Origin of the sequence: Microbacterium sp. MYb72 (assembly GCF_002979415.1) — a bacterium.
GTDB lineage: Bacteria > Actinomycetota > Actinomycetes > Actinomycetales > Microbacteriaceae > Microbacterium > Microbacterium natoriense.
This window is the reverse complement of record NZ_PCOT01000001.1, coordinates 189,891-213,304: the sequence shown is the minus strand read 5'-3', so window position 1 is coordinate 213,304 and position 23,414 is coordinate 189,891. Positions and strand designations below refer to the sequence as shown.

Annotated in this window: 25 protein-coding genes; 22 read left to right on the top strand and 3 right to left on the bottom strand. The window is 69.4% G+C overall.

The window, feature by feature from the left end:
- Position 1: 1 nt before the first annotated feature.
- Entirely contained in the window at positions 2-2,314 is a 2,313-nt protein-coding gene (gene metE, locus CQ047_RS00980) for a 5-methyltetrahydropteroyltriglutamate--homocysteine S-methyltransferase (RefSeq protein WP_105672404.1), read from the top strand.
- A gap of 73 nt (positions 2,315-2,387) precedes the next feature.
- On the opposite strand, the gene lexA is transcribed toward metE, so the two are convergent.
- The gene (gene lexA, locus CQ047_RS00975; protein ID WP_105672403.1) at positions 2,388-3,074 is read right to left on the bottom strand and encodes a transcriptional repressor LexA; all 687 of its coding nucleotides are present in this window, start codon (positions 3,072-3,074) and stop codon (positions 2,388-2,390) included.
- Between the two features lie 291 nt (positions 3,075-3,365).
- Between lexA and CQ047_RS00970 the strand changes: the two genes are divergently transcribed.
- The 6 genes from CQ047_RS00970 to CQ047_RS00945 all read left to right on the top strand — a co-directional run bounded on the left by CQ047_RS00970 (position 3,366) and on the right by CQ047_RS00945 (position 7,784).
- Complete coding sequence (locus tag CQ047_RS00970) at positions 3,366-3,728, top strand: LysM peptidoglycan-binding domain-containing protein (RefSeq protein WP_105672402.1); 363 nt, start codon at positions 3,366-3,368, stop codon at positions 3,726-3,728.
- Positions 3,729-3,821: 93 nt separating this feature from the next.
- On the top strand, positions 3,822-4,916 hold the full coding sequence (locus CQ047_RS00965) for a histidinol-phosphate transaminase (protein WP_181155786.1): 1,095 nt from the start codon (positions 3,822-3,824) through the stop codon (positions 4,914-4,916).
- Positions 4,913-5,524 (top strand): imidazoleglycerol-phosphate dehydratase HisB, encoded by a 612-nt coding sequence (gene hisB / locus CQ047_RS00960; RefSeq protein WP_105672400.1) that lies wholly within the window; start codon positions 4,913-4,915, stop codon positions 5,522-5,524. The genes CQ047_RS00965 and hisB overlap by 4 nt, the downstream gene beginning before the upstream one ends.
- The gene (hisH, locus tag CQ047_RS00955; protein ID WP_105672399.1) at positions 5,521-6,156 is read left to right on the top strand and encodes an imidazole glycerol phosphate synthase subunit HisH; all 636 of its coding nucleotides are present in this window, start codon (positions 5,521-5,523) and stop codon (positions 6,154-6,156) included. The genes hisB and hisH overlap by 4 nt, the downstream gene beginning before the upstream one ends.
- A gap of 100 nt (positions 6,157-6,256) precedes the next feature.
- On the top strand, positions 6,257-7,003 hold the full coding sequence (priA, locus tag CQ047_RS00950) for a bifunctional 1-(5-phosphoribosyl)-5-((5-phosphoribosylamino)methylideneamino)imidazole-4-carboxamide isomerase/phosphoribosylanthranilate isomerase PriA (RefSeq protein WP_105672398.1): 747 nt from the start codon (positions 6,257-6,259) through the stop codon (positions 7,001-7,003).
- On the top strand, positions 6,987-7,784 hold the full coding sequence (locus CQ047_RS00945; protein ID WP_105672397.1) for an SseB family protein: 798 nt from the start codon (positions 6,987-6,989) through the stop codon (positions 7,782-7,784). The genes priA and CQ047_RS00945 overlap by 17 nt, the downstream gene beginning before the upstream one ends.
- 273 nt (positions 7,785-8,057) lie before the next feature.
- Here the strand turns inward: CQ047_RS00945 and CQ047_RS00940 are convergent, their stop codons facing one another.
- Complete coding sequence (locus CQ047_RS00940; protein ID WP_105672396.1) at positions 8,058-8,456, bottom strand: DUF1844 domain-containing protein; 399 nt, start codon at positions 8,454-8,456, stop codon at positions 8,058-8,060.
- Between the two features lie 179 nt (positions 8,457-8,635).
- Between CQ047_RS00940 and infC the strand changes: the two genes are divergently transcribed.
- The 3 genes from infC to rplT all read left to right on the top strand — a co-directional run bounded on the left by infC (position 8,636) and on the right by rplT (position 10,022).
- The gene (gene infC, locus CQ047_RS00935; protein WP_374197869.1) at positions 8,636-9,334 is read left to right on the top strand and encodes a translation initiation factor IF-3; all 699 of its coding nucleotides are present in this window, start codon (positions 8,636-8,638) and stop codon (positions 9,332-9,334) included.
- A 73-nt stretch (positions 9,335-9,407) separates the two neighbouring features.
- Positions 9,408-9,602, top strand: coding sequence for a 50S ribosomal protein L35 (gene rpmI, locus CQ047_RS00930; RefSeq protein ID WP_060927878.1), 195 nt, complete (start codon positions 9,408-9,410; stop codon positions 9,600-9,602).
- A gap of 33 nt (positions 9,603-9,635) precedes the next feature.
- Positions 9,636-10,022 carry a 50S ribosomal protein L20 gene (gene rplT, locus CQ047_RS00925; protein WP_017202428.1) on the top strand — a complete coding sequence of 129 codons (387 nt, stop codon included), beginning with the start codon at positions 9,636-9,638 and terminating at the stop codon, positions 10,020-10,022.
- An 8-nt stretch (positions 10,023-10,030) separates the two neighbouring features.
- Here the strand turns inward: rplT and CQ047_RS00920 are convergent, their stop codons facing one another.
- A complete protein-coding gene (locus CQ047_RS00920) occupies positions 10,031-10,483 on the bottom strand; it encodes a DUF2809 domain-containing protein (protein WP_105672395.1) in 453 nt (150 codons plus the stop codon).
- 57 nt (positions 10,484-10,540) lie between these two features.
- On the opposite strand from CQ047_RS00920, the gene CQ047_RS00915 reads away from it, so the two are divergent.
- The 12 genes from CQ047_RS00915 (at position 10,541) to CQ047_RS00860 (ending at position 23,395) form a co-directional block, all read left to right on the top strand.
- A complete protein-coding gene (locus CQ047_RS00915; protein WP_105672429.1) occupies positions 10,541-11,353 on the top strand; it encodes an RNA methyltransferase in 813 nt (270 codons plus the stop codon).
- Positions 11,354-11,406: 53 nt separating this feature from the next.
- A complete protein-coding gene (locus CQ047_RS00910; protein ID WP_105672394.1) occupies positions 11,407-12,075 on the top strand; it encodes a response regulator transcription factor in 669 nt (222 codons plus the stop codon).
- A 3-nt stretch (positions 12,076-12,078) separates the two neighbouring features.
- On the top strand, positions 12,079-13,455 hold the full coding sequence (locus CQ047_RS00905) for a HAMP domain-containing sensor histidine kinase (RefSeq protein ID WP_105672393.1): 1,377 nt from the start codon (positions 12,079-12,081) through the stop codon (positions 13,453-13,455).
- On the top strand, positions 13,452-14,414 hold the full coding sequence (locus CQ047_RS00900; RefSeq protein WP_105672392.1) for a TAXI family TRAP transporter solute-binding subunit: 963 nt from the start codon (positions 13,452-13,454) through the stop codon (positions 14,412-14,414). The genes CQ047_RS00905 and CQ047_RS00900 overlap by 4 nt, the downstream gene beginning before the upstream one ends.
- A 236-nt stretch (positions 14,415-14,650) precedes the next feature.
- Positions 14,651-15,397, top strand: coding sequence for an amino acid ABC transporter ATP-binding protein (locus CQ047_RS00895; protein ID WP_105672391.1), 747 nt, complete (start codon positions 14,651-14,653; stop codon positions 15,395-15,397).
- Positions 15,398-15,437: 40 nt separating this feature from the next.
- Positions 15,438-16,355, top strand: a complete 918-nt coding sequence (locus tag CQ047_RS00890) for a glutamate ABC transporter substrate-binding protein (protein ID WP_105672390.1) — start codon at positions 15,438-15,440, stop codon at positions 16,353-16,355.
- 80 nt (positions 16,356-16,435) lie between these two features.
- Positions 16,436-17,083 carry an amino acid ABC transporter permease gene (locus CQ047_RS00885; RefSeq protein ID WP_105672389.1) on the top strand — a complete coding sequence of 216 codons (648 nt, stop codon included), beginning with the start codon at positions 16,436-16,438 and terminating at the stop codon, positions 17,081-17,083.
- Positions 17,080-18,006, top strand: coding sequence for an amino acid ABC transporter permease (locus tag CQ047_RS00880; RefSeq protein WP_105672388.1), 927 nt, complete (start codon positions 17,080-17,082; stop codon positions 18,004-18,006). The genes CQ047_RS00885 and CQ047_RS00880 overlap by 4 nt, the downstream gene beginning before the upstream one ends.
- A 42-nt stretch (positions 18,007-18,048) precedes the next feature.
- Positions 18,049-19,089: a phenylalanine--tRNA ligase subunit alpha gene (pheS, locus tag CQ047_RS00875; RefSeq protein ID WP_105672387.1), complete on the top strand. Its 1,041-nt coding sequence runs from the start codon at positions 18,049-18,051 to the stop codon at positions 19,087-19,089.
- Positions 19,089-21,593 (top strand): phenylalanine--tRNA ligase subunit beta, encoded by a 2,505-nt coding sequence (pheT, locus tag CQ047_RS00870; protein WP_105672386.1) that lies wholly within the window; start codon positions 19,089-19,091, stop codon positions 21,591-21,593. Before pheS ends, pheT begins: the two co-directional genes overlap by 1 nt.
- Before the next feature lie 37 nt (positions 21,594-21,630).
- Positions 21,631-22,347, top strand: coding sequence for a DUF402 domain-containing protein (locus tag CQ047_RS00865; protein ID WP_105672385.1), 717 nt, complete (start codon positions 21,631-21,633; stop codon positions 22,345-22,347).
- 82 nt (positions 22,348-22,429) lie between these two features.
- Positions 22,430-23,395, top strand: coding sequence for an NAD-dependent epimerase/dehydratase family protein (locus CQ047_RS00860; RefSeq protein ID WP_105672384.1), 966 nt, complete (start codon positions 22,430-22,432; stop codon positions 23,393-23,395).
- Positions 23,396-23,414 lie beyond the last annotated feature (19 nt).

The following is a 23,414-nucleotide window of genomic DNA, read 5'->3' as shown; positions in this document are numbered from 1 at the left end:
CATGTCCGCATTCCCCGAGGGCACCATCCTCGGCTACCCCCGTATCGGTCGCCGTCGCGAGCTGAAGAAGGCCGTCGAGGCGTTCTGGGCCGGCCGCACCGACCTCGCCGAGCTGGAGGCCACCTCCGCCGAGCTGCGCGCAGCCACGCGCGAGCGTCTCGCCGCGCTCGGCCTCGGCCGCACCGACTCCGCCATCCCCGAGTCGTTCTCTTACTACGACCAGGTGCTCGACGCCGCGGTGACGGTCGGCGCGATCCCCGCGCGGTTCGAGGACCTCCGGTCGGAGGACGGCACCATCGGCCTTCCGGCGTACTTCACGGTCGCCCGCGGCGAGGGGGAGCGCGCCCCGCTCGAGATGACCAAGTGGTTCGACTCGAACTACCACTACCTGGTGCCGGAGATCGGCCCCGAGACGGTGTTCTCGCTGTCCAGTGACCGTGTCGTCCGCGAGTTCGCAGAGGGCGCGGCGGCCGGATTCACGACCCGCCCGGTCATCGTCGGCCCGGTGACCCTCCTCGCTCTGGCGAAGGCCTCGGACGACGCCCCCGAGGGGTTCGATCCGCTGTCGCGTCTCGACGACCTGCTCCCCGTCTACGTCGAGCTGCTCGCGCGGCTGAAGGACGCCGGTGCGGAGTGGGTGCAGCTCGACGAGCCCGCCCTGGTCAGCGAGTCGCTCCCTGCGTCGATCGCTGCGCTGTCGGATGCCGCCGGCCGCGCCCTCGGGGTGCTGGGCGGAGCGGCGGCGCGCCCGTCGATCCTGGTCGCCGCGCCGTACGCCGACCTCGGTGAGGTGTTCCCCGTGCTGGCCGCCGCCCCGATCGAGGCGATCGCCGTCGACCTCGTGCGCGGAGGCGTCCCCGCCGGCGCAGCCGGCCTGGAGGGGAAGATCCTCGTGGGCGGCGTCGTCGACGGTCACAACATCTGGCGCGGCGACCTCGCCTCGGCCTTCGACACGCTCGAGGCGCTGCGCGCGCTCGGCGCCGCCGGCGTCTCTGCCTCCACGTCGACCTCTCTGCTGCACGTGCCGCACGATGTGACCGACGAGACGAAGCTCGATGCGCGTCTGGTCTCGTGGCTCGCCTTCGCCGACCAGAAGGTCGAGCAGGTCGTGGCCCTGGCACGGGGCCTCGCCGAGGGGCGTGCGGCCGTCGCCGCCGATCTCGACGCGGCATCCGCTGCCCTGCAGGACCGTCTCTCGGCTCCGGGCGTCCGCGACGGTGCCGTTCGTGCCCGTGCACTCACCGAGGCGGACTTCTCGCGCGTGTCCTACGAGGAGCGCGAGTCCGCGCAGGAGGCCCTCGGCCTTCCGGCGCTGCCGCTCACGACGATCGGGTCCTTCCCGCAGACCGGCGACATCCGTCGCGCCCGGGCGCGGTTCACCAGGGGCGAGATCCCCGCCGAGGACTACGAGGAGTTCCTGCGTCGCGAGGTCGCCAGCGTCGTCTCGCTGCAGGAGGACCTGGGCCTCGACGTGCTCGTGCACGGTGAGCCGGAGCGCAATGACATGGTGCAGTACTTCGCCGAGAACCTCGATGGCTTCGACGTCACCGAGAACGGCTGGGTGCAGTCGTACGGCTCCCGCGCGACCCGTCCGTCCCTCCTGTGGGGCGACGTCTCCCGTCCCGCTCCGATCACGGTGGACTGGTCGACGTACGCCCAGTCGCTCACGACCAAGCACATGAAGGGGATGCTGACGGGCCCCGTCACGATCCTCGCCTGGTCCTTCGTCAGAGACGACCAGCCGCTCGGCGAGACCGCGAACCAGGTGGCGCTCGCCCTGCGCGACGAGATCGCCGACCTCGAGGCCGCTGGTATCGCGATCATCCAGGTCGACGAGCCCGCGCTGCGCGAGCTGCTGCCTCTGAAGAAGGCGGATCAGTCCGCGTACCTGCAGTGGTCGGTGGACTCGTTCCGCCTCGCGACGGGTGGCGCGGCGGCGGGCACCCAGGTGCACACCCACCTCTGCTACTCGGAGTTCGGCGTCGTGATCGACGCGATCCGCGCCCTCGACGCCGACGTGACATCTATCGAGGCGGCCCGCAGCCGCATGGAGGTCGTGGCGGACATCGCCGAGGTCGGCTTCGATCACGGCATCGGCCCCGGTGTCTACGACATCCACTCGCCGCGCGTCCCCTCGGCGGAGGAGGTCGAGTCGCTGCTGCGCCGCGCGGTGGACGAGATCCCGACGCGCCAGCTGTGGGTCAACCCCGACTGCGGTCTGAAGACGCGTGGATACGACGAGACCGTGGCGTCGCTGCGCAACATCGTCGAGGCCACGCGTCGGGTGCGCGAGGACGTGGTCGTCGCTGTCTGACGCCCGTCCGAAGAGAGAAGCGAACCGCCCTTCCCGGGGCTCGGGAAGGGCGGTTCGCTGTCGTCAGCCGTCGTCAGACCGCGCGCAGCACCGCGACGATCTTGCCGAGGATCACGGCCTCGTCGCCCAGGATGGGCTCGAAGGCGGAGTTGCGGGGGAGGAGCCAGGTGTGTCCGTCGCGGCGGCGGAGCACCTTGACCGTGGCCTCGCCGTCGAGCATGGCCGCGACGATCTCGCCGTTCTCCGCGCTGTGCTGCGAACGCACCACGACCCAGTCCCCGTCGCAGATCGCGGCGTCGATCATCGACTCACCCGACACCTTGAGCATGAACAGGTCGCCCTTGCCGACGAGCTGCCGGGGGAGCGGGAAGATCTCCTCGACCTGCTGATCCGCGGTGATCGGCACTCCGGCGGCGATGCGACCCACCAGCGGCACGAGAGCGGCGTCTCCGACCGGGGTGGCGACATCGGCGGGATTCTCGCCGCTCGCGCCGGGGAGGTCGATGAGCACCTCCATGGCCCTGGTCTTGCCGGGGTCGCGGCGCAGATAGCCGCTGAGCTCCAGCTGTCCGAGTTGATGCGTGACGCTGGACAGCGACTTGAGGCCGACGGCGTCGCCGATCTCGCGCATGCTCGGCGGATAGCCGTGCCGGCTGATCGAGTTCTGGATGACCTCGAGGATCGCCATCTGCTTGGGGCTGAGGCTCTTGCGGCGACGGGTACGCGGCGCCTCGGTGTCGGGGGCGGAGTTCTCGCTCATCGTGCTCCTTTGTACGCGATTCCGGCGTCGCAGTTCGAATGTCGGAGGTCCGTGGTGGGGTATCCGTATCGAAACCGTATCCGAGAAACGGCCCGATCTGGAAGATCTGTTCGAGCGTGTCGGCAGATTCTCGAACCAGGTTTCGAAGAACGCTTGACAGATGTTCGAACTCGAAGATATCTTCGGTACGTAGCTTCGCATTCCTGACTCCCGGCCGAGTCCTGGATGCGAACGCTACGCCAACTTTCTCCGGCGGGGATGATCCGCCGGAGGGCAGAAAGGGAGCACGACATGAGCACCATCACCTTCGGAACCGCAGCAGTCCTTCCGGCACGTCCGGCCGCACGCCTGCGTCTGACGGTCCGCGGTCGCCGCGTGCTCCTCGGGCTCGCCTCGATCCCTCTCGCGGCGGGCATCGCCTTCGCCGCGCTCAGCGGTGGAAGCGCGGCGGCGTCCGGTGCTCACGTCGCGACGGCGTCCTTCGAGACCGTCACGGTGATGCCGGGGGACACCCTCTGGTCGATCGCCACCACGGTCGCTCCCGACGCCGACCCTCGCGAGGTGATCGGCGAGATCAGTCGGCTCAACATGCTCACGGGCGGCGCACTGCAGATCGGCGACGAGCTCGCCATCCCCGCGCAGTACTCCGAGTGATCTCGGAGCGCGCGTCCTGCGAGCCCGTCGGGAGAGCGGTGCATGCGCAATGCGGCGTCACCCGGTGCATCATCGGCCTTCGCGCGTCCTAGCATGGGAAGGGTGACCGCATCACTCGCTGACCTCCCGCTTCGCGATGACCTCCGCGGATTGACTCCCTACGGAGCTCCGCAGGCCCCGCTTCCCATCGCGCTCAACGTCAACGAGAACACGCATCCCATTCCGGATGCCGTCGCCAGCGACATCCTCGACGACATCGCCGTGGCGCTGCGCGACATGAACCGCTACCCGGATCGAGAGTTCACGACTCTGCGCGAGGGCTTCGCCGAGTATCTCGGGCACGGCCTCACTGCCGACCAGATCTGGGCGGGCAACGGCTCGAACGAGGTGCTGCAGCACATCCTCCAGGCCTTCGGCGGTCCTGGACGCACGGCGTTCGGCTTCGCGCCCACGTACTCCATGTACCCGCTGATCGCTCAGGGCACCGGCGCACGCTGGGTGGCGGGTGTCCGCGAGCCCGACTACACGATCACCGCGGAAGATGCTGCTGCTCAGGTGCGCGCTGTCGACCCCGACGTGATCCTGCTGTGCTCCCCGAACAACCCGACGGGCACGCCCCTCGGGCTCGACGTCGTCGAGGCCGTCTACGAGGCGGCCAGAGGCATCGTGATCGTCGACGAGGCGTATCAGGAGTTCGCACCGAGGGAGGCGGCATCCGCCCTCTCCCTTCTCGAGGGGCGTCCGCGTCTGGCGGTGTCGCGCACGATGAGCAAGGCGTTCGCCTTCGCGGGAGCGCGGGTGGGCTACCTGGCCGCCGATCCCGCGTTCATCGACGCGCTGCGCCTCGTGCGCCTGCCCTATCACCTGAGCGCCCTCACCCAGGCGGCGGCGATCGCCGCGCTGCGCAACGCCGATGTCATGCTCGGCATGGTCGACGAGATCGTCGAGCAGCGCGACCGCATCTCGGCGACCCTGGAGGCGCTCGGGTACACGCCGCACGAGTCCTGGTCGAACTTCGTCCTCTTCGGTGGCGTGGTCGACCCGAAGGCCACGTGGCAGCAGCTGTACGACAGGGGCGTGCTGATCCGCGACGTCGGCATCCCCGGCCACCTCCGCGTCACCGCGGGCACGGAGGCCGAGACCACGGCGTTCCTCGACGCCCTCGCCTCGATAGGATCGGCATCATGAGCACCCCCGCCCCGCGCACAGCCCGCCGCGTGCGCAGCACGTCGGAGTCCACGGTCGAGCTCGAGCTCAACCTCGACGGGACGGGTGTGAGCCGCATCGACACCTCGGTGCCGTTCTTCGACCACATGCTGACAGCGTTCGCGAAGCACTCCCTCACCGACCTCACGGTGCGGGCGTCCGGCGACACGAACATCGATGCGCACCACACCGTCGAGGACGTCTCGATCGTGCTCGGGCAGGCGATCCGCGAGGCGCTGGGCGACAAGTCCGGCATCTCCCGCTACGGCGACGCGCTGGTCCCTCTCGACGAGGCGCTCGCGCAGGCGGTCGTGGACATCTCCGGTCGCCCGTACCTCGTGCACGAAGGTGAGCCCACAGGATTCGAGTACCACCTCATCGGCGGTCACTTCACGGGCGCCCTCGTGCGGCACTCGTTCGAGGCGATCACGTTCAACGCCGGACTCACCGTGCACGTCCGCGTGCTGGGCGGCCGCGATCCTCACCACATCGCCGAGGCGGAGTACAAGGCCTTCGCGCGTGCCTTCCGCCAGGCGAAAGCCCTCGATCCGCTGGTCGACGGCGTCCCGTCCACCAAGGGCGCGCTGTGAGCAGCGCGCCCACGGTCGCGGTCTTCGACTACGAGTCCGGCAACGTCCATTCCGCCGTCAAGGCGCTCGTCGCCGCGGGAGCGGATGCCGTGCTCACCCGCGACAAGACGCAGGCGCTGGAGGCCGACGGCCTCGTGGTTCCTGGCGTCGGCGCATTCCAGGCCGTCCGCGACGCGCTGTTCGCCCACGGCGGTGACGAGATCATCGATCGTCGGCTCGCCGGCGGGCGCCCGGTGCTGGGCATCTGCGTCGGCATGCAGGTGCTGTTCTCCCACGGCGTCGAGCGCGGACACGACACCGAGGGCCTCGGCGAATGGCCGGGCGCGGTGACGGAGCTCAACGCGCCGGTCCTGCCGCACATGGGCTGGAACACGGTCGAGCCCGGCGCCGACAGCGTGCTGTTCCGCGGCATCGAGCAGGAGCGGTTCTACTTCGTGCACTCGTACGCGGCGCAGTCCTGGGAGCTCGACGTCATCCCTCCGTTCCCGCAGCCCGTGCTCACCTGGACGACGTACGGAGATCCCTTCCTCGCAGCCGTCGAGAACGGCCCGCTCTCGGCCACCCAGTTCCACCCGGAGAAGTCCGGAGACGCGGGCATCCAGCTGCTGCGCAACTGGGTCGGCAGCCTCTGACCTCCTCGATCGGCGTCACGCATTTGAACGAGCGCCGATTGCGAGGGTAACCTCGGTTCTCGTGCCTCTCATCGGCGCACTCCCACCACTCAAGGACGTCATGAACGACTTCGCGCAGTCTCCCTCCCTCACTCTGCTCCCGGCCGTCGATGTCGCGGGCGGCAAGGCCGTCCGCCTCACGCAGGGCGAGGCCGGCAGCGAGACCAGCTACGGCGATCCTCTCGACGCAGCGGGGGAGTGGGTGGCGCAGGGCGCGAAGTGGATCCACCTCGTCGACCTCGACGCCGCTTTCGGACGGGGGAGCAACGCCCCCATCCTGCGCAAGGTGATCAAGCAGTTCAAGAACGTCAACATCGAGCTCTCCGGCGGCATCCGCGACGACGCGACGCTGGAGGCGGCGCTCGAGAGCGGCGCCACGCGCATCAACCTCGGGACCGCGGCGCTGGAGAACCCCGAGTGGGCGGCAGACGTCATCGGCCGGTTCGGCGAGGCGATCGCGGTCGGCCTCGACGTGCGCGGCACGACCCTCGCGGCCCGCGGCTGGACGAAGGACGGCGGCGATCTCTGGGAGGTCCTGGATCGTCTCGAGGATGCCGGCTGCAGCCGCTACGTCGTGACCGACGTGACCAAGGACGGCACGCTCCGCGGACCGAACCTCGAGCTCCTGCGCGAGATGACCTCGCGCACCCCGAAGCCCGTCGTCGCCTCCGGCGGCATCGCGAACCTTGACGACATCGCCGCTCTCCGCGAGCTCGTGCCGCTGGGCGTCGAGGGTGCCATCGTCGGCAAGGCGCTGTATGCCGGAGCGTTCACGCTGGCCGAGGCTCTGGATGTCGCAGGAGACTGACGCGCACTCCTGCGGGCCCGAGTCGCACAATCACGGCGACTCGGCGGGCGTTCCGTGGGAGGGGCGCAGTTTCGAGCCGAATCCGCACGCCGCGGACGACGGCTCCGCCGACCCCGCGCTGCTCGAGGCGCTGCAGAGGTTCCGTGCGGGTGAGGGCGCTCAGACCGAGGTCATCGACGCCTTCCGCTCCGCGCGCGTGCTGATTCCCCTCGTCGCCGAGAAGGGCGATGAGGGCGTAGGTCCCACGGGCCTGGTCGTCGACAAGACGCAGGAGCTGTCGATCGTCACGGTCGCGGCCCCCGACGGCCGCCGCGTGCAGCCGGTGTTCTCCTCGGTCGATGCGATGCAGCGGTGGGATGCCACAGCCCGGCCCATTCCGGTCGAGGCCGTGCGCGCCGCGCTGGCGGCCTCCGCCGACGACACCGATCTGATCGTGCTGGACCCGACGTCCGACACGGAGTTCGTGATCCGCCGTCCCGCCGTGTGGGCGATCGCTCAGGGGCATTCCTGGGAGCCGAGCTTCCTCTCGCCGGAGGTGTTCGGCGCGCTCCAGGAGAGCGTCGCGCACGAGCTCGCGGTGATCGACGTCGCCGTCGCCGCGGGCGACCCGGACGCGAGGCTCCGCGGCCCTGAGCTCGTCGTGATCCTCGAGCTCGTCGACGGACTCGAGCGCGAGGTGCTCGACGCGGTCCTCGCGCGTCTCGCCCAGCGCTGGTCCGCCGACGATCGCATCGCCGTGCTCGCCGACTCGCTCACCGTCAAGCTCCGCCGCTCCGCCTGACCCTGCCCCGACGACGTGCGATCCTCGCCGCGTTCGTCTCGCCGCGCTCGCTCAACGTCCGGGGATTGGTGCGCTCGCTCAACGTCCGGGGATTGCGTGTCGTCTCGCTGTGCTCGCTCAGCGCCCGGGTTGCGGACTTCTACCCCAGCCGTTCGTCAACAGAACGTGACGGCGCAGGGTTGCCCTGTTCGGGTGAATCGGGAGGTGCCCGCGAAGCGGGAGGGTTCCCGTTCTTTGCCTGACCAAGACATCCCGGAGTCCGGCAACGAGAGACTAGTTGACCGGCCCCGTCCACTTCTCGCCCGGCCCCTTGCCGATCGGGTCGGGGATGACGGAGGCCTCGCGGAAAGCGAGCTGCAGGGACCGCAGTCCGTCGCGCAGCGACCGTGCGTGCATGTCGCTGATCTCGGGGGCGCCGGCCGTGATGAGTCCGGCCAGCGCGTTGATGAGCTTGCGCGCCTCGTCGAGGTCGAGCTGCGCTGCGGCATCCGGGTCGTCGGCGAGGCCGAGCTTGACGGCCGCGGCGCTCATGAGGTGCACGGCCGCGGTCGTGATCACCTCGACGGCGGGGACGTCTGCGATGTCCCGGGTGGCGGATGACGCGGCCTCCTCCTGTCGGGCCCAGCGCTCTTCGCGCTCGCGTGTAGCCTCGTCCGATGCCTGGTTCGTCACTTCGCCTTGCCTTCTGTTAGACTTTGTCGGGCTCCGGAGCGTCATGCTCCGGTACGAAAGAGGATTCACTTCCCACCCGCGCTTGCCGTTCCAGGCTACCGGGTCTTGCACTCCACCGGATCGCATCGACAGATGCCGCCGGCAGACTGGGTGCGAAGCTGGCGTCTGGATGCCGGTGGGTGGGAGACGATTCTGATTTCGCCCGGATTGCGAACAGCATCCGGTGGCCGAAACCATCGTCTAAGGAGTTCCGCATCAGCGATCCCCGCACCAATGAGCGCATCCGCGTCCCCGAGGTCCGCCTCGTCGGCCCCGCGGGTGAGCAGATCGGCGTCGTCCGCATCGAGGCGGCGCTGCGCCTTGCGCAGGAAGCCGACCTCGACCTCGTCGAGGTCGCACCCAACTCGAAGCCGCCCGTGGTCAAGATCATGGACTACGGCAAGTTCAAGTACGAAGCCGCCCAGAAGGAGAAGGAAGCTCGCCGCAACCAGGCGAACACCATCCTCAAGGAGGTCCGCTTCCGCCTGAAGATCGAGGCGCACGACTACACGACGAAGCTCAAGCGCGCCGAGGGCTTCCTCAAGGCGGGCGACAAGGTCAAGGCCATGATCCTGTTCCGCGGTCGCGAGCAGTCGCGTCCCGAGCAGGGTGTCCGTCTTCTCCGCAAGTTCGCCGAGGACGTCGCCGAGCTCGGAACGGTCGAGTCCAACCCGACCATCGATGGACGCAACATGGTCATGATCGTGGCTCCGCTCAAGAGCAAGTCCGAGGCGAAGCAGGAGCAGAACGCCGTTCGCGACGCGCAGCGCGCAGCGAACAAGCAGGCGGCTCGCGAGGCCAAGACCGATGCTCCCGCCGAAGGCGCCGCAGCGGAGTAACTCCCGCCCCACCTACTCCCGCACCGCGGGTTGACACCGTCGCCTGAGAAGGCGCCATACGAAGGAAGAGAAGATGCCGAAGCAGAAGACCCACTCGGGTGCTAAGAAGCGCTTCAAGATCACCGGCAGCGGCAAGCTGAAGAAGCAGCAGGCCGGGATGCGCCACAACCTCGAGCACAAGTCGAGCCGTCGCACCCGTCGCCTCAACCAGGACCAGGTTCTGTCGAAGGCAGACTTCAAGGTCGCGAAGAAGCTTCTCGGTCGCTGACGCGATCGAACGCACGAATAGGAACACAGGAAAATGGCAAGAGTCAAGCGGGCGGTAAACGCCCACAAGAAGCGTCGCGTCATCCTCGAGCGCGCCTCCGGCTACCGCGGTCAGCGTTCGCGCCTCTACCGTAAGGCCAAGGAGCAGGTCATCCACTCCCTGGTCTACTCGTACCGGGACCGTCGCAAGCGCAAGGGCGACTTCCGTCGTCTGTGGATCCAGCGCATCAACGCCGCTGCCCGCCAGAACGGCATGACCTACAACCGCTTCATCCAGGGCCTCGGCCTCGCGGGTGTCACGGTCGACCGTCGCATGCTCGCCGACCTCGCGGTCAACGACGCTGCGACCTTCACCACGCTGGTGGAGACGGCGAAGAAGGCTCTGCCCTCCGACGTCAACGCTCCGAAGTCGGCTGCGTAAGCACCTCTTCACACAGGGCGCTCTCCTTCGGGAGGGCGCCCTGTGGCGTTCCCGGGAGCGCGTGAGCCCCGACGACGCGCGATGGTCTCGTCGACGACGGCGGCCGCGATGACGGCGACGGCGTAGACGACGAGGTCGCGCGGGTCGAACCCGGCCCCCAGCACCAGGCCGATCGGGGGGAACTCCGCCGTCCAGAGACGGGGGAGCCCGGTGAGCTGGAGCAGCTCGATCCCCGCGCAGATCGTGAAGGCGATGAGGGCCGGCCGCAACGGCCGCGCACGTGGGGCGACGAAGGCCGCGAGCAGATAGATGAGCACGGCGTAGAGCCCATCGCCGACGACATCTCCGACGGGGCCCGAGACCGACCGGTGCACGAGCAGCCCCAGCCCCACGGTCGCGGCGGCGAGCACCGCGAGCACGAGCCTTCGGCGGATCGGCGTCGGGGCGGCATCCGTCATCATGCACGCACCTTATCCGGATGGCGCGAGAAGGACCTCCACGTTCCCTAGACTGTGATCGTGCTGGAGAACCCCCGGTCCCCCCGAGTCCGTGCCGTCGCGAAGCTGACCAAGCGCAGCGCGCGAACAGAGACAGGGCTGTACCTCCTCGAGGGCCCGCAGGCCGTGCGCGAGGCGCTGACCTACCGACCCGAGACGATCGTCGAGCTCTTCGCGACCCCGACGGGGTGGGACAAGCATCCGGACATCAGGGCGAAGGCGGTGGATGCCGACGTAGACGTCGAGTACGTCACCGAGTACGTCCTCAACGCCATGGCCGACACCGTGACCCCTCAGGGGCTCGTCGCGGTCGTCCAGCAGACGCCGACGTCGGTGCGCGACGTCTTCGCGTCGTCGCCTCGTCTCGTCGCGATCTGCGAGGAGGTGCGCGACCCTGGCAATCTCGGCACGATCATCAGGGCAGCGGATGCCGCCGGAGCCGATGCCGTCGTGCTCACCGGCCGCACCGTCGACCCGTACAACCCCAAGGTCGTCCGCGCCACGACGGGGTCGCTGTTCCACCTGCCCGTGTCGGTCGCGGGCGATCTCGCCGAGGTCGTGGAGCGGGCGCACGACGCCGGGCTCCGCATCCTCGCCGCAGATGTGAAGGGCGACGACCTCCTCGCCGCCCGCGCGGAGGGCGTGCTCGCCGAGCCGACGGCCTGGCTGTTCGGCAACGAGGCCCGCGGTCTCGAGGACAGCGCACTGGAACTCGCCGACCGCGTCCTCAAGCTCCCGATCTTCGGCCGTGCCGAGTCGCTGAACCTCGCGACCGCCGCGAGCGTGTGCCTGTACGAGAGCGCCTTCGCGCAGCGCGCAGCCGTGGCAGACTGATCCGGATGGAGCGGCAGGGCGCCGTTCCCGCCTGACGTGGGGACAGGGGGCCGATGCGAGTTCTGATCGTCGAGGACGACGCCGGCGTCGCGAAGGCTCTCGATGCATTCCTGAGCCGCTCCGGATACGCTACGGTCCGTGCGGCGACCGGTCAGGAGGCGTTGGACGCCCTCGGAGCCGACACCGAGGTCGTGCTGCTCGATCTCGGCCTCCCCGATGTCGACGGCATCGACCTCTGCCGCCGGATCCGAGCGCGCACGGACGTGCCGATCATCGTCGTGACGGCGCGCAGTCAGGTCGACGAGCGCATCAGGGGGCTCAGGGCGGGAGCAGACGACTTCGTCGTGAAGCCCTACGACATCCAGGAGCTGCTGGCCAGGATCGAGGCGGTCACCCGCAGGACCCGGCCCGCGAGAGTCGAGTCGGAGGAGATCGTGCGCCTGCACGGGGGCGCCGTCGAGGTCGACTTCGTCAAGCGCCAGCTGCGGGTGCGCGCCGATCCGGTCGATCTCACCAAGAAGGAGTTCGACATCATCGCCGTGCTGGCGAGATACCCCGGTGTCGCGGTGCCGCGGGACCGGCTGATCAGAGAGGTCTGGAACACCGACTGGCACGGCTTCAGCCACTCGCTCGAGGTGCACGTGGGCGCGGTCAGGCGCAAGGTCGCAGTGCCGCTCATCGAGACCGTCCGCGGAGTCGGCTATCGGCTGATCGGCGGCTGACCCATGCGGAACCGCCTCGTCATCGTCTTCCTCGTGCCCCTGATCGCGATCGTCCTCGCACTCAGCGGAGCGTACGCCTGGAGCGCGGCGCGCAGCGTGCAGCAGTCCTTCTACAGCGATCAGTTCGGCGACCTCACCTACTTCGTGACCAGTGCGCGGCAGTCGCTGCGCGCCGACACCCCCGCTGTGCTCGAGGGCGAGGTCCGCAGGTTCCAGGACGTGTACGGCATCCGCGTGGTGGTCGTCGACGTGTCTGGTGAGGTGTGGGCGGCCAGTGGACCGGATTCGGCGGTGCTGGAGGAGGCGGAGTCCGAACGGGTGCAGCTCGCCCTCAGCGGGCGTCGCTCTGAGCCGCCGGAGCCCACCTTCCCCCTGATCGACAACGATGCGGTCATGGCCGAGCCGGTCTTCGACGACAGCGACGTGATCGGCGTCGTCCTGATCTCGTCGAGCACCGATTCGCCGAGATCGGAGATCCTGCAGCACTGGTTCGTGCTGTCTCTCATCGTGATCGCGACGATCCTCGCCGGGCTGCTGCTCGTGTTCGGGCTGGCGAACTGGGTCCTGGCGCCGGTGCGCCGACTCGATCAGGCGATGGTCGCGATCGAGCGCGGCGAGATGGACGCCAGAGTCTCCGAAGACACCGGGCCGCCAGAGCTGCGTCGCATGACGGTGCTCTTCAACAGCATGGCCGCCGAGATCGAACGCGTGCTCGCCCGTCAGCAGGAGTTCGCCCTGAACGCCTCGCACGAGCTGCGCAATCCGCTGAACGCCCTGCTCCTGAGGGTCGAGCATCTGATGACGGGCCTCGGTCGCGAGTGGCGCGAGGACATCGAGGAGACCAGGGAGGAGGGGCGGCGGATGACGCGGATCCTGGAGACCCTCCTGAGCCTCGCGAAGGGCGGGCGAGGCGATGCGAGCTTCGCCGCCGTCGACCTCGCCGGGCTCGCGCGGCGCAGAGCGGAGGCCTGGCGGGAGGTGGCCGGCCGTCGCTCGGTGACCGTGGAGGTGACCGGCGATCGGGCCGTGCCGACGATGGCGGACAGGACGGTGCTGGAGAGCGCTCTGGACGCGGTGATCGACAACGCCGTGAAGTACTCGCCCGAGGGCGGTCACATCGAGATCCGCGCCGTCGCGGCCGACGGTCGCACGGGGATCGCCGTGCGCGACAACGGCCCCGGTCTCGAGGCGTCCGAGGTCGGAAGCGCGACCGAGCGGTTCTGGCGCAGCTCCGAGACGGGGACCGTGAGCGGATCCGGCCTCGGGCTCGCGATCGCCACCGACCTCCTCGCCTCGATCGGCGGAGAGCTGAGCGTGGAGGCGCCGGACGACGGGGGGCTGCTCGTGTCGCTGTGGATCCCGGACGGAGCCGTCCGATGAGGAGAGGCCTGCGCAGGGTCGTCGCGCTGATCGCCGCGGCAGCCGTCGCCGTCGGGGTCGGCGGCTGCAGCGCGCCGAGCGACGAGTGGAGCACGAGCAGCACCGTGATCGCCGGCGGAAGCACGACGGGCGTCTACTACGACTACGGGGAGCATCTCGCGGGAGAGCTCTCCACCCGCCTCGGGACCCCCGTGACCGTGGCGGAGACGAACGGCTCGGTGGACAACCTGCTGCGCATCGCCTCCGGACGGGCCGTCGTCGGTTTCGCACAGGGGGATGCCGCGGCCGACGCCGTCGCCGGGACCGGGGTGTTCCAGGAGCCCCTCGCCGTGAAGGCCGTGGCGCGGCTCTACGACGAGTACCTGCACATCGTGGTGCGCGCCGACTCCCGCATCGACGATGTGCGTGACCTCGCCGGCATGCGCATCTCCCTGGGCGCCGAGAACTCGGGCGTGCACGTGATCGCCACGAGGCTCCTCGAGGCCGCGGGGGTGGATGCCACGACGATCAGCGACCCGCAGCTCGGACTCGCCGAGTCCATCGACGCCATGCAGAGCTCGGACATCGACGGCTTCTTCTGGGTGGGCGGCCTGCCCACTCCGGGGATCGCCCAGCTCGCGGAGAACACTCCCGTGCGGCTGCTCCCGGTGGAGCAGGCCTGGGTCAACAGCGTGAACGCGAGCCACTCAGGGGCGTATCGACCAGCCGACATCCCGGCGGGCACCTACGGCATCGAGGAGCCGACGCTGACGATGGCGGTCCCGAACTTCCTGATGACCGCCACGGACACGCCGGATGCCGTGGTGGAGGACATCGTCTCCACCCTGTTCGACGCCCGTTCCCGCATCGCTCAGGAGGTGCCGGTTGCCGCGCGACTGGACCGGAGGCAGGCGATCTTCACCGAGCCCGTCGAGCTGCATCCGGGTGCGCTGACGTACTACCGGGACACCAGGAACTGAGCCGCGGAGCGCTGCACGCACGTCGTTCCGTGTCCGTTGGGTAACACCCGTGTTACGAGCCTCAAGAAACCCTCAAGAAGTCTGACACCGCTCGTCGCGCTCTGCCATCGTGAGGTCGGTCGCGCACGATTCGATGGAGAACTCAGACGCCCGTGGGGACGGGTGGCGCGCATGAGCTCTCTGGGAGAGCACCCCCGATCGAGCACCGCTGACCACCCTGCGAGTTTGGAGAACACATGACCTCTGGTAACGCCCTTGTGGTGGTCGAGAACGTGCAGAAGCACTACGGCGACTTTCAGGCGCTCACCGACATCGACCTCACGGTCGATCAGGGCGAGGTCGTCGTCGTGATCGGGCCCTCCGGCTCCGGCAAGTCGACGCTCTGCCGCACGATCAACCGCCTGGAGACGATCACGAGCGGCAGCATCCGCATCGACGGCAAGGAGCTGCCCGCCGAGGGCAAGGGTCTCGCGACCCTCCGCGCCGACGTCGGCATGGTCTTCCAGTCGTTCAACCTCTTCGCGCACCTGACGATCCTGGAGAACGTGACGCTCGGGCCCATCAAGGTCCGCGGGATCAAGAAGGCCGACGCCGAGAAGGAGGCGATGGAGCTCCTGGAGCGCGTCGGCGTGGCCAAGCAGGCTTCGAAGCTCCCCGCGCAGCTCTCCGGCGGTCAGCAGCAGCGCGTGGCCATCGCCCGTGCGCTGGCGATGCATCCGAAGGTGATGCTCTTCGACGAGCCGACCAGCGCGCTGGACCCCGAGATGATCAACGAGGTGCTCGACGTCATGATCGAGCTCGCCCAGCAGGGTATGACGATGATCGTCGTCACCCACGAGATGGGCTTCGCCCGCAAGGCCGCCCACCGCGTCGTCTTCATGGCCGACGGGCGCATCGTCGAGGAGGCGACGCCGGAGGAGTTCTTCACGAACCCGAAGAGCGATCGCGCCAAGGACTTCCTCTCGAAGCTCCTCACCCACTGACCTTTCCACCCTGCACACACAGCACACGAAGGAGACGCACATGCGACGCACACGGACACTGGCAGGAATCGGGATCGCTGCGGCTGCGCTGCTCGCGCTGACCGCCTGCAACAGCGGCACCCCGACCAGCACCGGAACCGGCGGAGGCGCCGAGGAGGAGCCGTCGACGAGCAGCACGCCGTGGACGGTGGCGACCGACGTCAAGATCGACGGCAGCCCGACGTTCGACAGGATCTCGTCCTCCGGCACGGTCAAGGTCGGCGTCAAGGAGGACCAGCCGGGTCTCGGCTACCTCGACCCGGTGACGGGGGAGCGCACCGGCTTCGACGTCGACATCGCCCGCTGGATGGCGGCATCCCTCGGCGTCGACCCCGAGAAGATCGAGTTCCAGGCGATCGCGTCGGCGAACCGCGAGCAGGCCATCGTGAACGGCGACATCGACTACTACGTCGGCACCTACTCGATCACCGACAAGCGCAAGGAGCAGATCTCCTTCGCCGGTCCGTACTTCATCACCGGGCAGGGCCTCCTCGTCGCCTCCGACAGCAAGATCAAGAGCGTCGACGACCTGAGCTCGTCGACGACGGTGTGTTCCGCGACCGGCTCGACGCCGATCCAGAACATCAAGACGAACTACCCCGAGGTCCCGACCAAGGAGTACGACACGTACTCGAAGTGCGTGGAGGACCTGAAGAACGGGCAGGTGGATGCCGTCACCACCGACGAGGCCATCCTCATCGGCTACGCGGCGCAGGCCCCCGACCAGATCAAGGTCGTCGGCAAGCCGTTCAGCGAGGAGCGCTACGGCATCGGCGTCGCCAAGGGCGACACCGCGCTGGTGGAGTACTTCAACACGCAGCTGACCGATGGCGGCGACGTCTGGCAGCAGATCTTCGACAACAACCTCGGCGCATCCGGGGTCAAGGCGACTCAGCCCAAGGTCGACCCGGTCGGCTGAGTTCCGGCGGGCGGCCGATATCCTCGGCCGCCCGCTGATCGGCAGGGGCAGCACGAGCACACGAATCGACAGGAGCAGCAGTGGGAGTCATTACAGACAACCTCGATCTCTGGGGAGAAGCACTGGGGGGCACGATCGTGCTGTTCCTGGGCGGTGGGCTCATCGCCCTGGTGCTCGGGCTGGTCGTAGGAGCAGCGAGGGTGTCCCCGGTGCCGATCGCACGGGCGGTCGGCGGCGTGTACGTGAACTGGATTCGCAACACGCCGCTGACCCTCGTGATGTTCTTCTTCGCGTTCTGCCTGCCGATCCTGCTGGGGGAGCGCGTCAACTCGCTGCTGCTCACGGTGGTGGCGCTGGGCATCTACACCGCGACCTATGTCGCCGAGGCGCTGCGAGCCGGTATCAACACGGTCCCGGTCGGGCAGGCGGAGGCGGCGCGGGCGATCGGCCTGAACTTCGGCCAGGTGATGCGCTACGTGGTGCTTCCTCAGGCGACGCGCTCCGTGGTCCCGCCGATGATGAGCGTGCTGATCGCCCTGCTGAAGAACACCACGGTGGCGGCGGGCTTCTCGGTCCTCAACCTCGGCTCCATCAGGTCGTGGCTGAGCGAGCGCGGTGAGAACGCACTGGTCGTGCTGCTCTGGGTGATGGTGATCTTCGTGGTGATGGTGCTGCTGCTCGGCTGGGTGCAGCGCGTTCTCGAGAACAGGTGGAGGATCGCGCGATGAGTTCCGTCCTTTTCGATGTCCCCGGCCCTCGTGCCGTCGTCCGCAACCGGCTCATCGGAGTCCTGACGATCCTCGTCGTCCTCGCCGTGCTCGGCTGGGTCGTCTGGCGTCTCTTCGCCACCGGGCAGTTCTCCGCGGCGAAGTGGAACATCTTCACGTACTCCGCGGTCTGGGTCCGCTTCGGCGAGGGGCTGTTGAGCACGCTGGCCGCCTTCGCGGTCGCCGGCGTGGGGTCGATCGTCCTCGGGTTCGTCCTCGGCATCGGCCGTCTGTCCGACCACGCATGGGTGCGGGAGCCGGTCAGGTGGATCATCGAGGTACTGCGGGCGGTGCCCGTCCTGGTGCTGATGATGCTGCTGTACTACGGGCTCCCCGTGATCGGCGTGAAGATGCCTCCGTACTTCGCCGTCGTGATCGCGCTGATCGTCTACAACGGCTCGGTCCTCGCTGAGGTGCTGCGCGCCGGAATCGAGTCCCTTCCTCGCGGGCAGCGGGAGGCCGGCTACGCGATCGGTCTGCGCAAGTCCGGCGTGATGCGGCTCATCCTCATCCCGCAGGCGGTGCGGGCCATGATGCCGGTGATCATCGCCCAGCTCGTCGTCGCGCTGAAGGACACCGCGCTCGGCTTCATCATCACGTATCAGGAACTGCTCTTCGTGATCAACCTGATCGGCAACCAGCCGACCTACAACTCCCCGCTGATCCCGGCGGCGATCGTCGGCGGCTCGATGTACGTGGCGGTCTGTCTCGTGCTCTCCTACATCGCCTACCGGCTCCAGCGTCGGGCCAAGCGCTCGCCGAAGCAGGCCGCGGTCGCGCACAACGCGGCCGCAGACGACGAATCGACGATGACCGAGGTGATCGCGCTGCAGAGCCGAGCCGGGAAGCACGACGGGAGCAACTCCGGCGCCCAAGGTCTGTGAGCCGCACGGCGCGGTGCCGTGCCCCCGGTAGACTCGACTCTCGTGTCTGAGTCTCCAGAGATCACCCCAGAAGCGGTCGAAGCCGCCGTCGCCGCAGCCCTCGAGGCCATCGGGGCGGCGCGCGACACCACCGAGCTGAAGGCGGCCCGCGCCGCACACGTCGCCGAGGGGTCGCCGCTCGCGGTCCTGAACGCGTCCATGCGGCAGGTCGCCCCCGAGAACAAGGCGGCGTTCGGCAAGCTGGTCGGCCAGGGCCGCGGCCAGGTCACCCAGGCGCTCGCCGCCAAGGAGGCTGAGCTCGCCGAGGCCGAGATCGCCGCTCGGCTCGAATCGGAGCGCGTCGACATCACCGCCGTGCCGTCCCGCACGCGCGTCGGCGCCCGGCATCCGCTCACCCTGCTCAGCGAGCAGATCTCCGACATCTTCGTTGGCATGGGGTGGGAGATCGCGGAAGGCCCCGAGCTCGAGCACGAGTGGTTCAACTTCGACGCCCTGAACTTCGACGTCGACCACCCGGCGCGCCAGGAGCAGGACACGTTCTACGTCGACCCGGCCTCGCGTCACCTCGTCATGCGCACCCACACGAGCCCCGTGCAGGTGCGGTCCATGCTCGACCGCGAGGTGCCGATCTACGTGCTCTGCCCCGGCCGCGTGTACCGGACCGACGAGTTCGACGCGACGCACCTGCCGGTGTTCACCCAGTTCGAGGGCCTCGTCGTCGACAAGGGCATCTCGATGGCGCACCTCAAGGGCACGCTCGACCACGTCGCGCGTCAGCTCTTCGGACCGGAGGCCAAGACGCGCTTCCGCACGAACTTCTTCCCCTTCACCGAGCCCTCCGCAGAGCTCGACCTGTGGCACCCGACCTTCAAGGGCGGCGCGCGCTGGATCGAGTGGGGCGGCTGCGGCATGATCAACCCGAACGTGCTCCGGGCGGCGGGCATCGACCCCGACGTCTACAGCGGCTTCGCCTTCGGCATGGGCGTCGAACGCGGGCTCATGTTCCGCAGCGACGTGCAGGACATGCGCGACATGGCAGAGGGCGATATCCGATTCAGCGAGCAGTACGGGATGGTGGTGTGATGCGCGTCCCGCTTTCGTGGCTGCGTGAGTACGTCGATCTGGCAGCGGATGCCACGCCCGAGGACGTCCTCGCGGCGATGGTGCGCGTCGGCTTCGAGGAGGAGGACGTCCACCGCTTCGACATCACCGGTCCCGTCGTCGTCGGACAGGTCGTCTCGCTCGAGGGCGAGCCGCAGTCGAACGGCAAGACGATCAACTGGTGCCAGGTCGACGTGGGCGAGGCGAACGGCGGCATCCGCGGGATCGTCTGCGGTGCGCACAACTTCGTCGCCGGCGACAAGGTCGTCGTGACCCTGCCCGGTGCCGTGCTGCCCGGTCCGTTCCCGATCGCGGCGCGCAAGACCTACGGACACGTGTCCGACGGCATGATCGCGTCGGCGCGCGAGCTCGGCCTGGGGGATGAGCACAACGGCATCGTCGTGCTCTCCGACCTCGGCATCGATGCGCCCGTCGGCGCCGACGCGATCGCGCTCCTCGGCCTCGACGACGTCGCCGTCGACATCAACGTCACCCCCGACCGCGGCTACGCCTTCTCGCTCCGCGGAGTGGCTCGCGAGTACTCGCACGCGACGGGGGCGGAGTTCCGCGACCCCGCCGAGCGCGACTTCGCCGAGCTTCAGCCGGGCACCGGTCACACCGCGATCGTCGACGACCAGGCCCCCGTGCGCGGACGCGTCGGCGCGAGCGAGTTCGTCACCCGCGTGGTGCGCGGGGTCGACCCGTCGCGTCCGACGCCGCCCTGGATGATCGCGCGTCTGACCCTCGCCGGCATGCGCTCCCTCGGCGTGCTCATCGACATCACGAACTACGTGATGCTCGAGCTCGGCCAGCCCCTCCACGGCTACGACCTCGACGCCCTGAGCGGCGGCATCACCGTGCGCCGCGCCTCCGCGGGCGAGAAGATCACGACGCTCGACGGCCAGGAGCGCACGCTCGACGCCTCTGACCTGCTGATCACCGACGACTCGGGCCCCATCGGCATCGCCGGGGTCATGGGCGGCGGCACGACCGAGATGACGGAGACCACGCGCAACGTCCTCATCGAGGCGGCGACGTTCGACCCGGTCACGATCGCGCGCTCGGCACGTCGTCACAAGCTGCCCAGCGAGGCCTCCAAGCGCTTCGAGCGAGGCGTCGACCCGCTGATCCCGTTCGTCGCGGCCCGTCGCGCCGCCGACCTCATGGTCGAGCTCGCCGGCGGCACGCTCACCGAGGAGGGCGGCGCGCTGTTCGCCGAGGTCTTCGTCGGCGACATCGAGCTGCCCACGGGCTTCGTCGAGGGGCTCATCGGCGTGGACTACACGGATGCCGAGATCTCGGGCGCGCTCGAGACGATCGGCGCCGAGGTCACCGCGACCGACGCCGGCTGGACGGTCATCCCGCCCACCTGGCGTCCCGACCTCACGGACAAGTGGACGCTGGCCGAGGAGGTCGCGCGCATCCACGGGCTCGACCGCATCCCGTCGGTGCTGCCCACGCCGCCCTCCGGCCGCGGACTCACCGCGCACCAGCAGGGTCGCCGTCGGGTCGCGAACGCGCTCGCGTCCGCAGGACTCGTCGAGACGTCCGCGTTCCCGTTCACGAACGAGGCGCAGAACGATCTGCACGGCTCCGCCGCGGGCGAGCACCTGCCCAGCATCCGCCTGGCGAACGCCCTCGACGGCCAGACGCCGTACCTGCGGCGCTCGCTGATCCCCGGTCTCCTGCAGATCGCGCATCGCAACATCTCGCGCGGCTTCACTGACCTCGCGATCTTCGAGACCGGCGTCGTCTTCCTGCCCGAACCCGGCGTCGTCTACGGCACCGACGAGGTGCCGCCGCTCGGCGTGCGTCCGTCGGACGAGACGCTCGCAGAGCTGAACGCGTCGATCCCGCCGCAGCACCGTCACGTCGCGGCGCTGTTCACGGGCAACGTGTCGGCGCGCCAGCCGGGCCGAGCGGCCGAGGCGGCCGGTCTCTCCGAGGCCCTCGACGCCGTGCGCGTCATCGCCGCGGCGGCGGGCGTCGAGATCGACGTGGTGCAGACGCAGCGCGCCGCGCTCCACCCCGGCCGTGCCGGTGCGCTCCGCATCGGGGATGCGGAGGTCGGCTACGTCGGCGAGCTGCACCCGGCGGTCTCCGAGGACGCCGATCTGCCCGGTCGCGCGACGGTGCTCGAGCTCGATCTCGACGGCATCCTCTCGCTCGCCGGGGGAGGGACGGTCGCGGCCTCGCTGTCGACCTTCCCCGCGGCGACGCAGGACGTGTCGCTCACGGTGCCCGCGGAGGTCCCCGCTGGGGACGTCCGTGCCGCTCTCATCGAGGGGGCGGGGCCCATGCTCGAGTCCCTGCGACTGGTCGACGACTACCGCGGCGAGGGCGTTCCCGAGGGGTCCAAGAGCCTCACGTTCGCACTGCGCTTCCGCGCCGACGACCGCACGCTGACCGCGGCGGAGGCCACGGAGGCCAAGCTCGCCGGGGTCGCGGTCGCGGCGGAGCGGTTCGGCGCCGCGCTGCGCGACTGAGCCAGGTTCCGGCACGGCGCCGGGGTAGCGTGTCGGGATGAGCATCCTCCCGCACAGCACCCCGGCGGCCGTTCCCGAGGGCGCCCGTCCGCTCGGCGACGGTCCGTTCCTCATACCGGGAGAACAGATCGACTGGCACTACCGCGCGCCCGGCTGGCAGCCGGGAGATCCCTCGACGATCAGCCCCATGCGCGTCGTGCGCGACGATGAGCGCGGTCTCGTGGCCTGGCTCGCCTCCGGCACGCTGCAGGAGGCCCAGGGCACGGTCACGGGCGAGCGCGTGCGCTCGATCCCGCTGGAGCGGCGCTGGCTCGACGGCCGCACGAGGATCGTCGAGGCATGGTGGGGCGGCGGCAGCCTGCGCATCGCTCCGGCCGGAGCACCCTGGTCGGTGTGCCTGTTCTGGACGCACGCGGATGACGGCGACTGGCGCTTCGACGGCTGGTACGTGAACCTGGAGAACGCCCACCTGCGCACCGACCGCGACACCTACTCCTCGGATCACATCCTCGACGTCTGGATCGCGGCGGACCGCACGGTTCATCTCAAGGACGAAGACGAGGTCGCCGCGGCGATCGTGCAGGGTCGCCTCACCCGCGAGCAGGCCGCGCAGATCGAGAGGCATGCGGATGCCGCGATCCAGTCCTTCCACGACGGCGACTGGCCCTTCGACCCGGAGTGGGTCGCATGGCGCCCCGACCCGACGTGGACCCTCCCCGAGCTTCGCGGACTGGAGGAGCTGCGGCGCCCTTGAGGTCGGCTCCGCCGCGGTGTCGGTGCTCTGCTCTGGGCGGAACGGGCTTCCGTGCGGAAGCGGATGCTGATGACATGGACGCATGACGATTGCTCTGATCCTCGGCGGAACCGGCTGGCTCTCCGGTCGCATCGCGCGACGGCTGATCGACGACGGCGTCGAGGTCACGTGCCTCGCCCGTGGTGCACGCACGGCGCCGAGCGGGGCTGCTCTCGTGCGGGCGGACCGGGATGATCCCGACGCGTACGCGGAGGCGGCCGTGCGTGACTGGGACCGTGTGATCGACATCTCCTCCCGTGCCGACCATGTCGTCGCCGCCGTCGCGGCGCTCGGAGACAGAGCCGCACGCTGGACGTACGTCTCGTCGATGTCCGCCTACTCCGACGACGTCACGGTCGGCGCCGACGAGTCCGCTCCGCTGCACATCGCCGCGGCACCGGGGGATGAGTACGAGTACGGTCCGCAGAAGGTCGCGGCGGAGGACGCGGTGCGCACGCTCGCAGACCGGGCGCTCATCGTGCGACCCGGACTCATCGTCGGCGCGGGCGACCCCAGCGATCGCTTCGGATACTGGGCCGCGGCGTTCGACCGCGCGGGCGACGGGACGGTGCTGCTGCCGCCAACGGAGGGGCGCACGACGCAGGTGATCGACGTCGATGATCTCGCGGCGTACGTGGCCGCCACGGCGTCGACCGGTGCGGTGAACACGATCGGCGACGAGCATGCGCTCGGCGAGGTGCTCGCACTGTTCCGCGCGGTGGCGGGGCACGACGGCGACACGGTGTCCGCCGACGAGGGATGGCTCGTGGAGCACGGCGTCGAGTACTGGATGGGGGAGCGCTCGCTGCCGCTGTGGCTGCCGGCGGAGATGACCGGTTTCATGACGCGCTCGAACGCCGCCTATCGTTCCGACGGCGGGACCCTGCGTCCGCTCGGGGACACCGTGGACGCGGTTCTCGCGGACGAACGAGCACGCGGCGTCGACCGCGAGCGGCGCGCGGGGCTCACCCGGACCCAGGAGCTGGAGCTTCTCGCCGAGCTCGGGTGATCCGCGCTCTTCGCTAGAC

Excerpts from the sequence above, each read along its gene's own strand:
- metE (WP_105672404.1), top strand. The coding sequence starts at position 2 with ATGTCCGCATTCCCCGAGGGCACCATCCTCGGCTACCCCCGTATCGGT.
- lexA (WP_105672403.1), bottom strand. The coding sequence starts at position 3,074 with ATGAGCGAGAACTCCGCCCCCGACACCGAGGCGCCGCGTACCCGTCGC.
- CQ047_RS00970 (WP_105672402.1), top strand. The coding sequence starts at position 3,366 with ATGAGCACCATCACCTTCGGAACCGCAGCAGTCCTTCCGGCACGTCCG.
- CQ047_RS00965 (WP_181155786.1), top strand. The coding sequence starts at position 3,822 with ATGGGAAGGGTGACCGCATCACTCGCTGACCTCCCGCTTCGCGATGAC.
- hisB (WP_105672400.1), top strand. The coding sequence starts at position 4,913 with ATGAGCACCCCCGCCCCGCGCACAGCCCGCCGCGTGCGCAGCACGTCG.
- priA (WP_105672398.1), top strand. The coding sequence starts at position 6,257 with ATGAACGACTTCGCGCAGTCTCCCTCCCTCACTCTGCTCCCGGCCGTC.
- CQ047_RS00945 (WP_105672397.1), top strand. The coding sequence starts at position 6,987 with ATGTCGCAGGAGACTGACGCGCACTCCTGCGGGCCCGAGTCGCACAAT.
- rpmI (WP_060927878.1), top strand. The coding sequence starts at position 9,408 with ATGCCGAAGCAGAAGACCCACTCGGGTGCTAAGAAGCGCTTCAAGATC.
- rplT (WP_017202428.1), top strand. The coding sequence starts at position 9,636 with ATGGCAAGAGTCAAGCGGGCGGTAAACGCCCACAAGAAGCGTCGCGTC.
- CQ047_RS00920 (WP_105672395.1), bottom strand. The coding sequence starts at position 10,483 with ATGATGACGGATGCCGCCCCGACGCCGATCCGCCGAAGGCTCGTGCTC.
- CQ047_RS00910 (WP_105672394.1), top strand. The coding sequence starts at position 11,407 with ATGCGAGTTCTGATCGTCGAGGACGACGCCGGCGTCGCGAAGGCTCTC.
- CQ047_RS00905 (WP_105672393.1), top strand. The coding sequence starts at position 12,079 with ATGCGGAACCGCCTCGTCATCGTCTTCCTCGTGCCCCTGATCGCGATC.
- CQ047_RS00900 (WP_105672392.1), top strand. The coding sequence starts at position 13,452 with ATGAGGAGAGGCCTGCGCAGGGTCGTCGCGCTGATCGCCGCGGCAGCC.
- CQ047_RS00895 (WP_105672391.1), top strand. The coding sequence starts at position 14,651 with ATGACCTCTGGTAACGCCCTTGTGGTGGTCGAGAACGTGCAGAAGCAC.
- CQ047_RS00890 (WP_105672390.1), top strand. The coding sequence starts at position 15,438 with ATGCGACGCACACGGACACTGGCAGGAATCGGGATCGCTGCGGCTGCG.
- CQ047_RS00880 (WP_105672388.1), top strand. The coding sequence starts at position 17,080 with ATGAGTTCCGTCCTTTTCGATGTCCCCGGCCCTCGTGCCGTCGTCCGC.
- pheT (WP_105672386.1), top strand. The coding sequence starts at position 19,089 with ATGCGCGTCCCGCTTTCGTGGCTGCGTGAGTACGTCGATCTGGCAGCG.
- CQ047_RS00865 (WP_105672385.1), top strand. The coding sequence starts at position 21,631 with ATGAGCATCCTCCCGCACAGCACCCCGGCGGCCGTTCCCGAGGGCGCC.
- CQ047_RS00860 (WP_105672384.1), top strand. The coding sequence starts at position 22,430 with ATGACGATTGCTCTGATCCTCGGCGGAACCGGCTGGCTCTCCGGTCGC.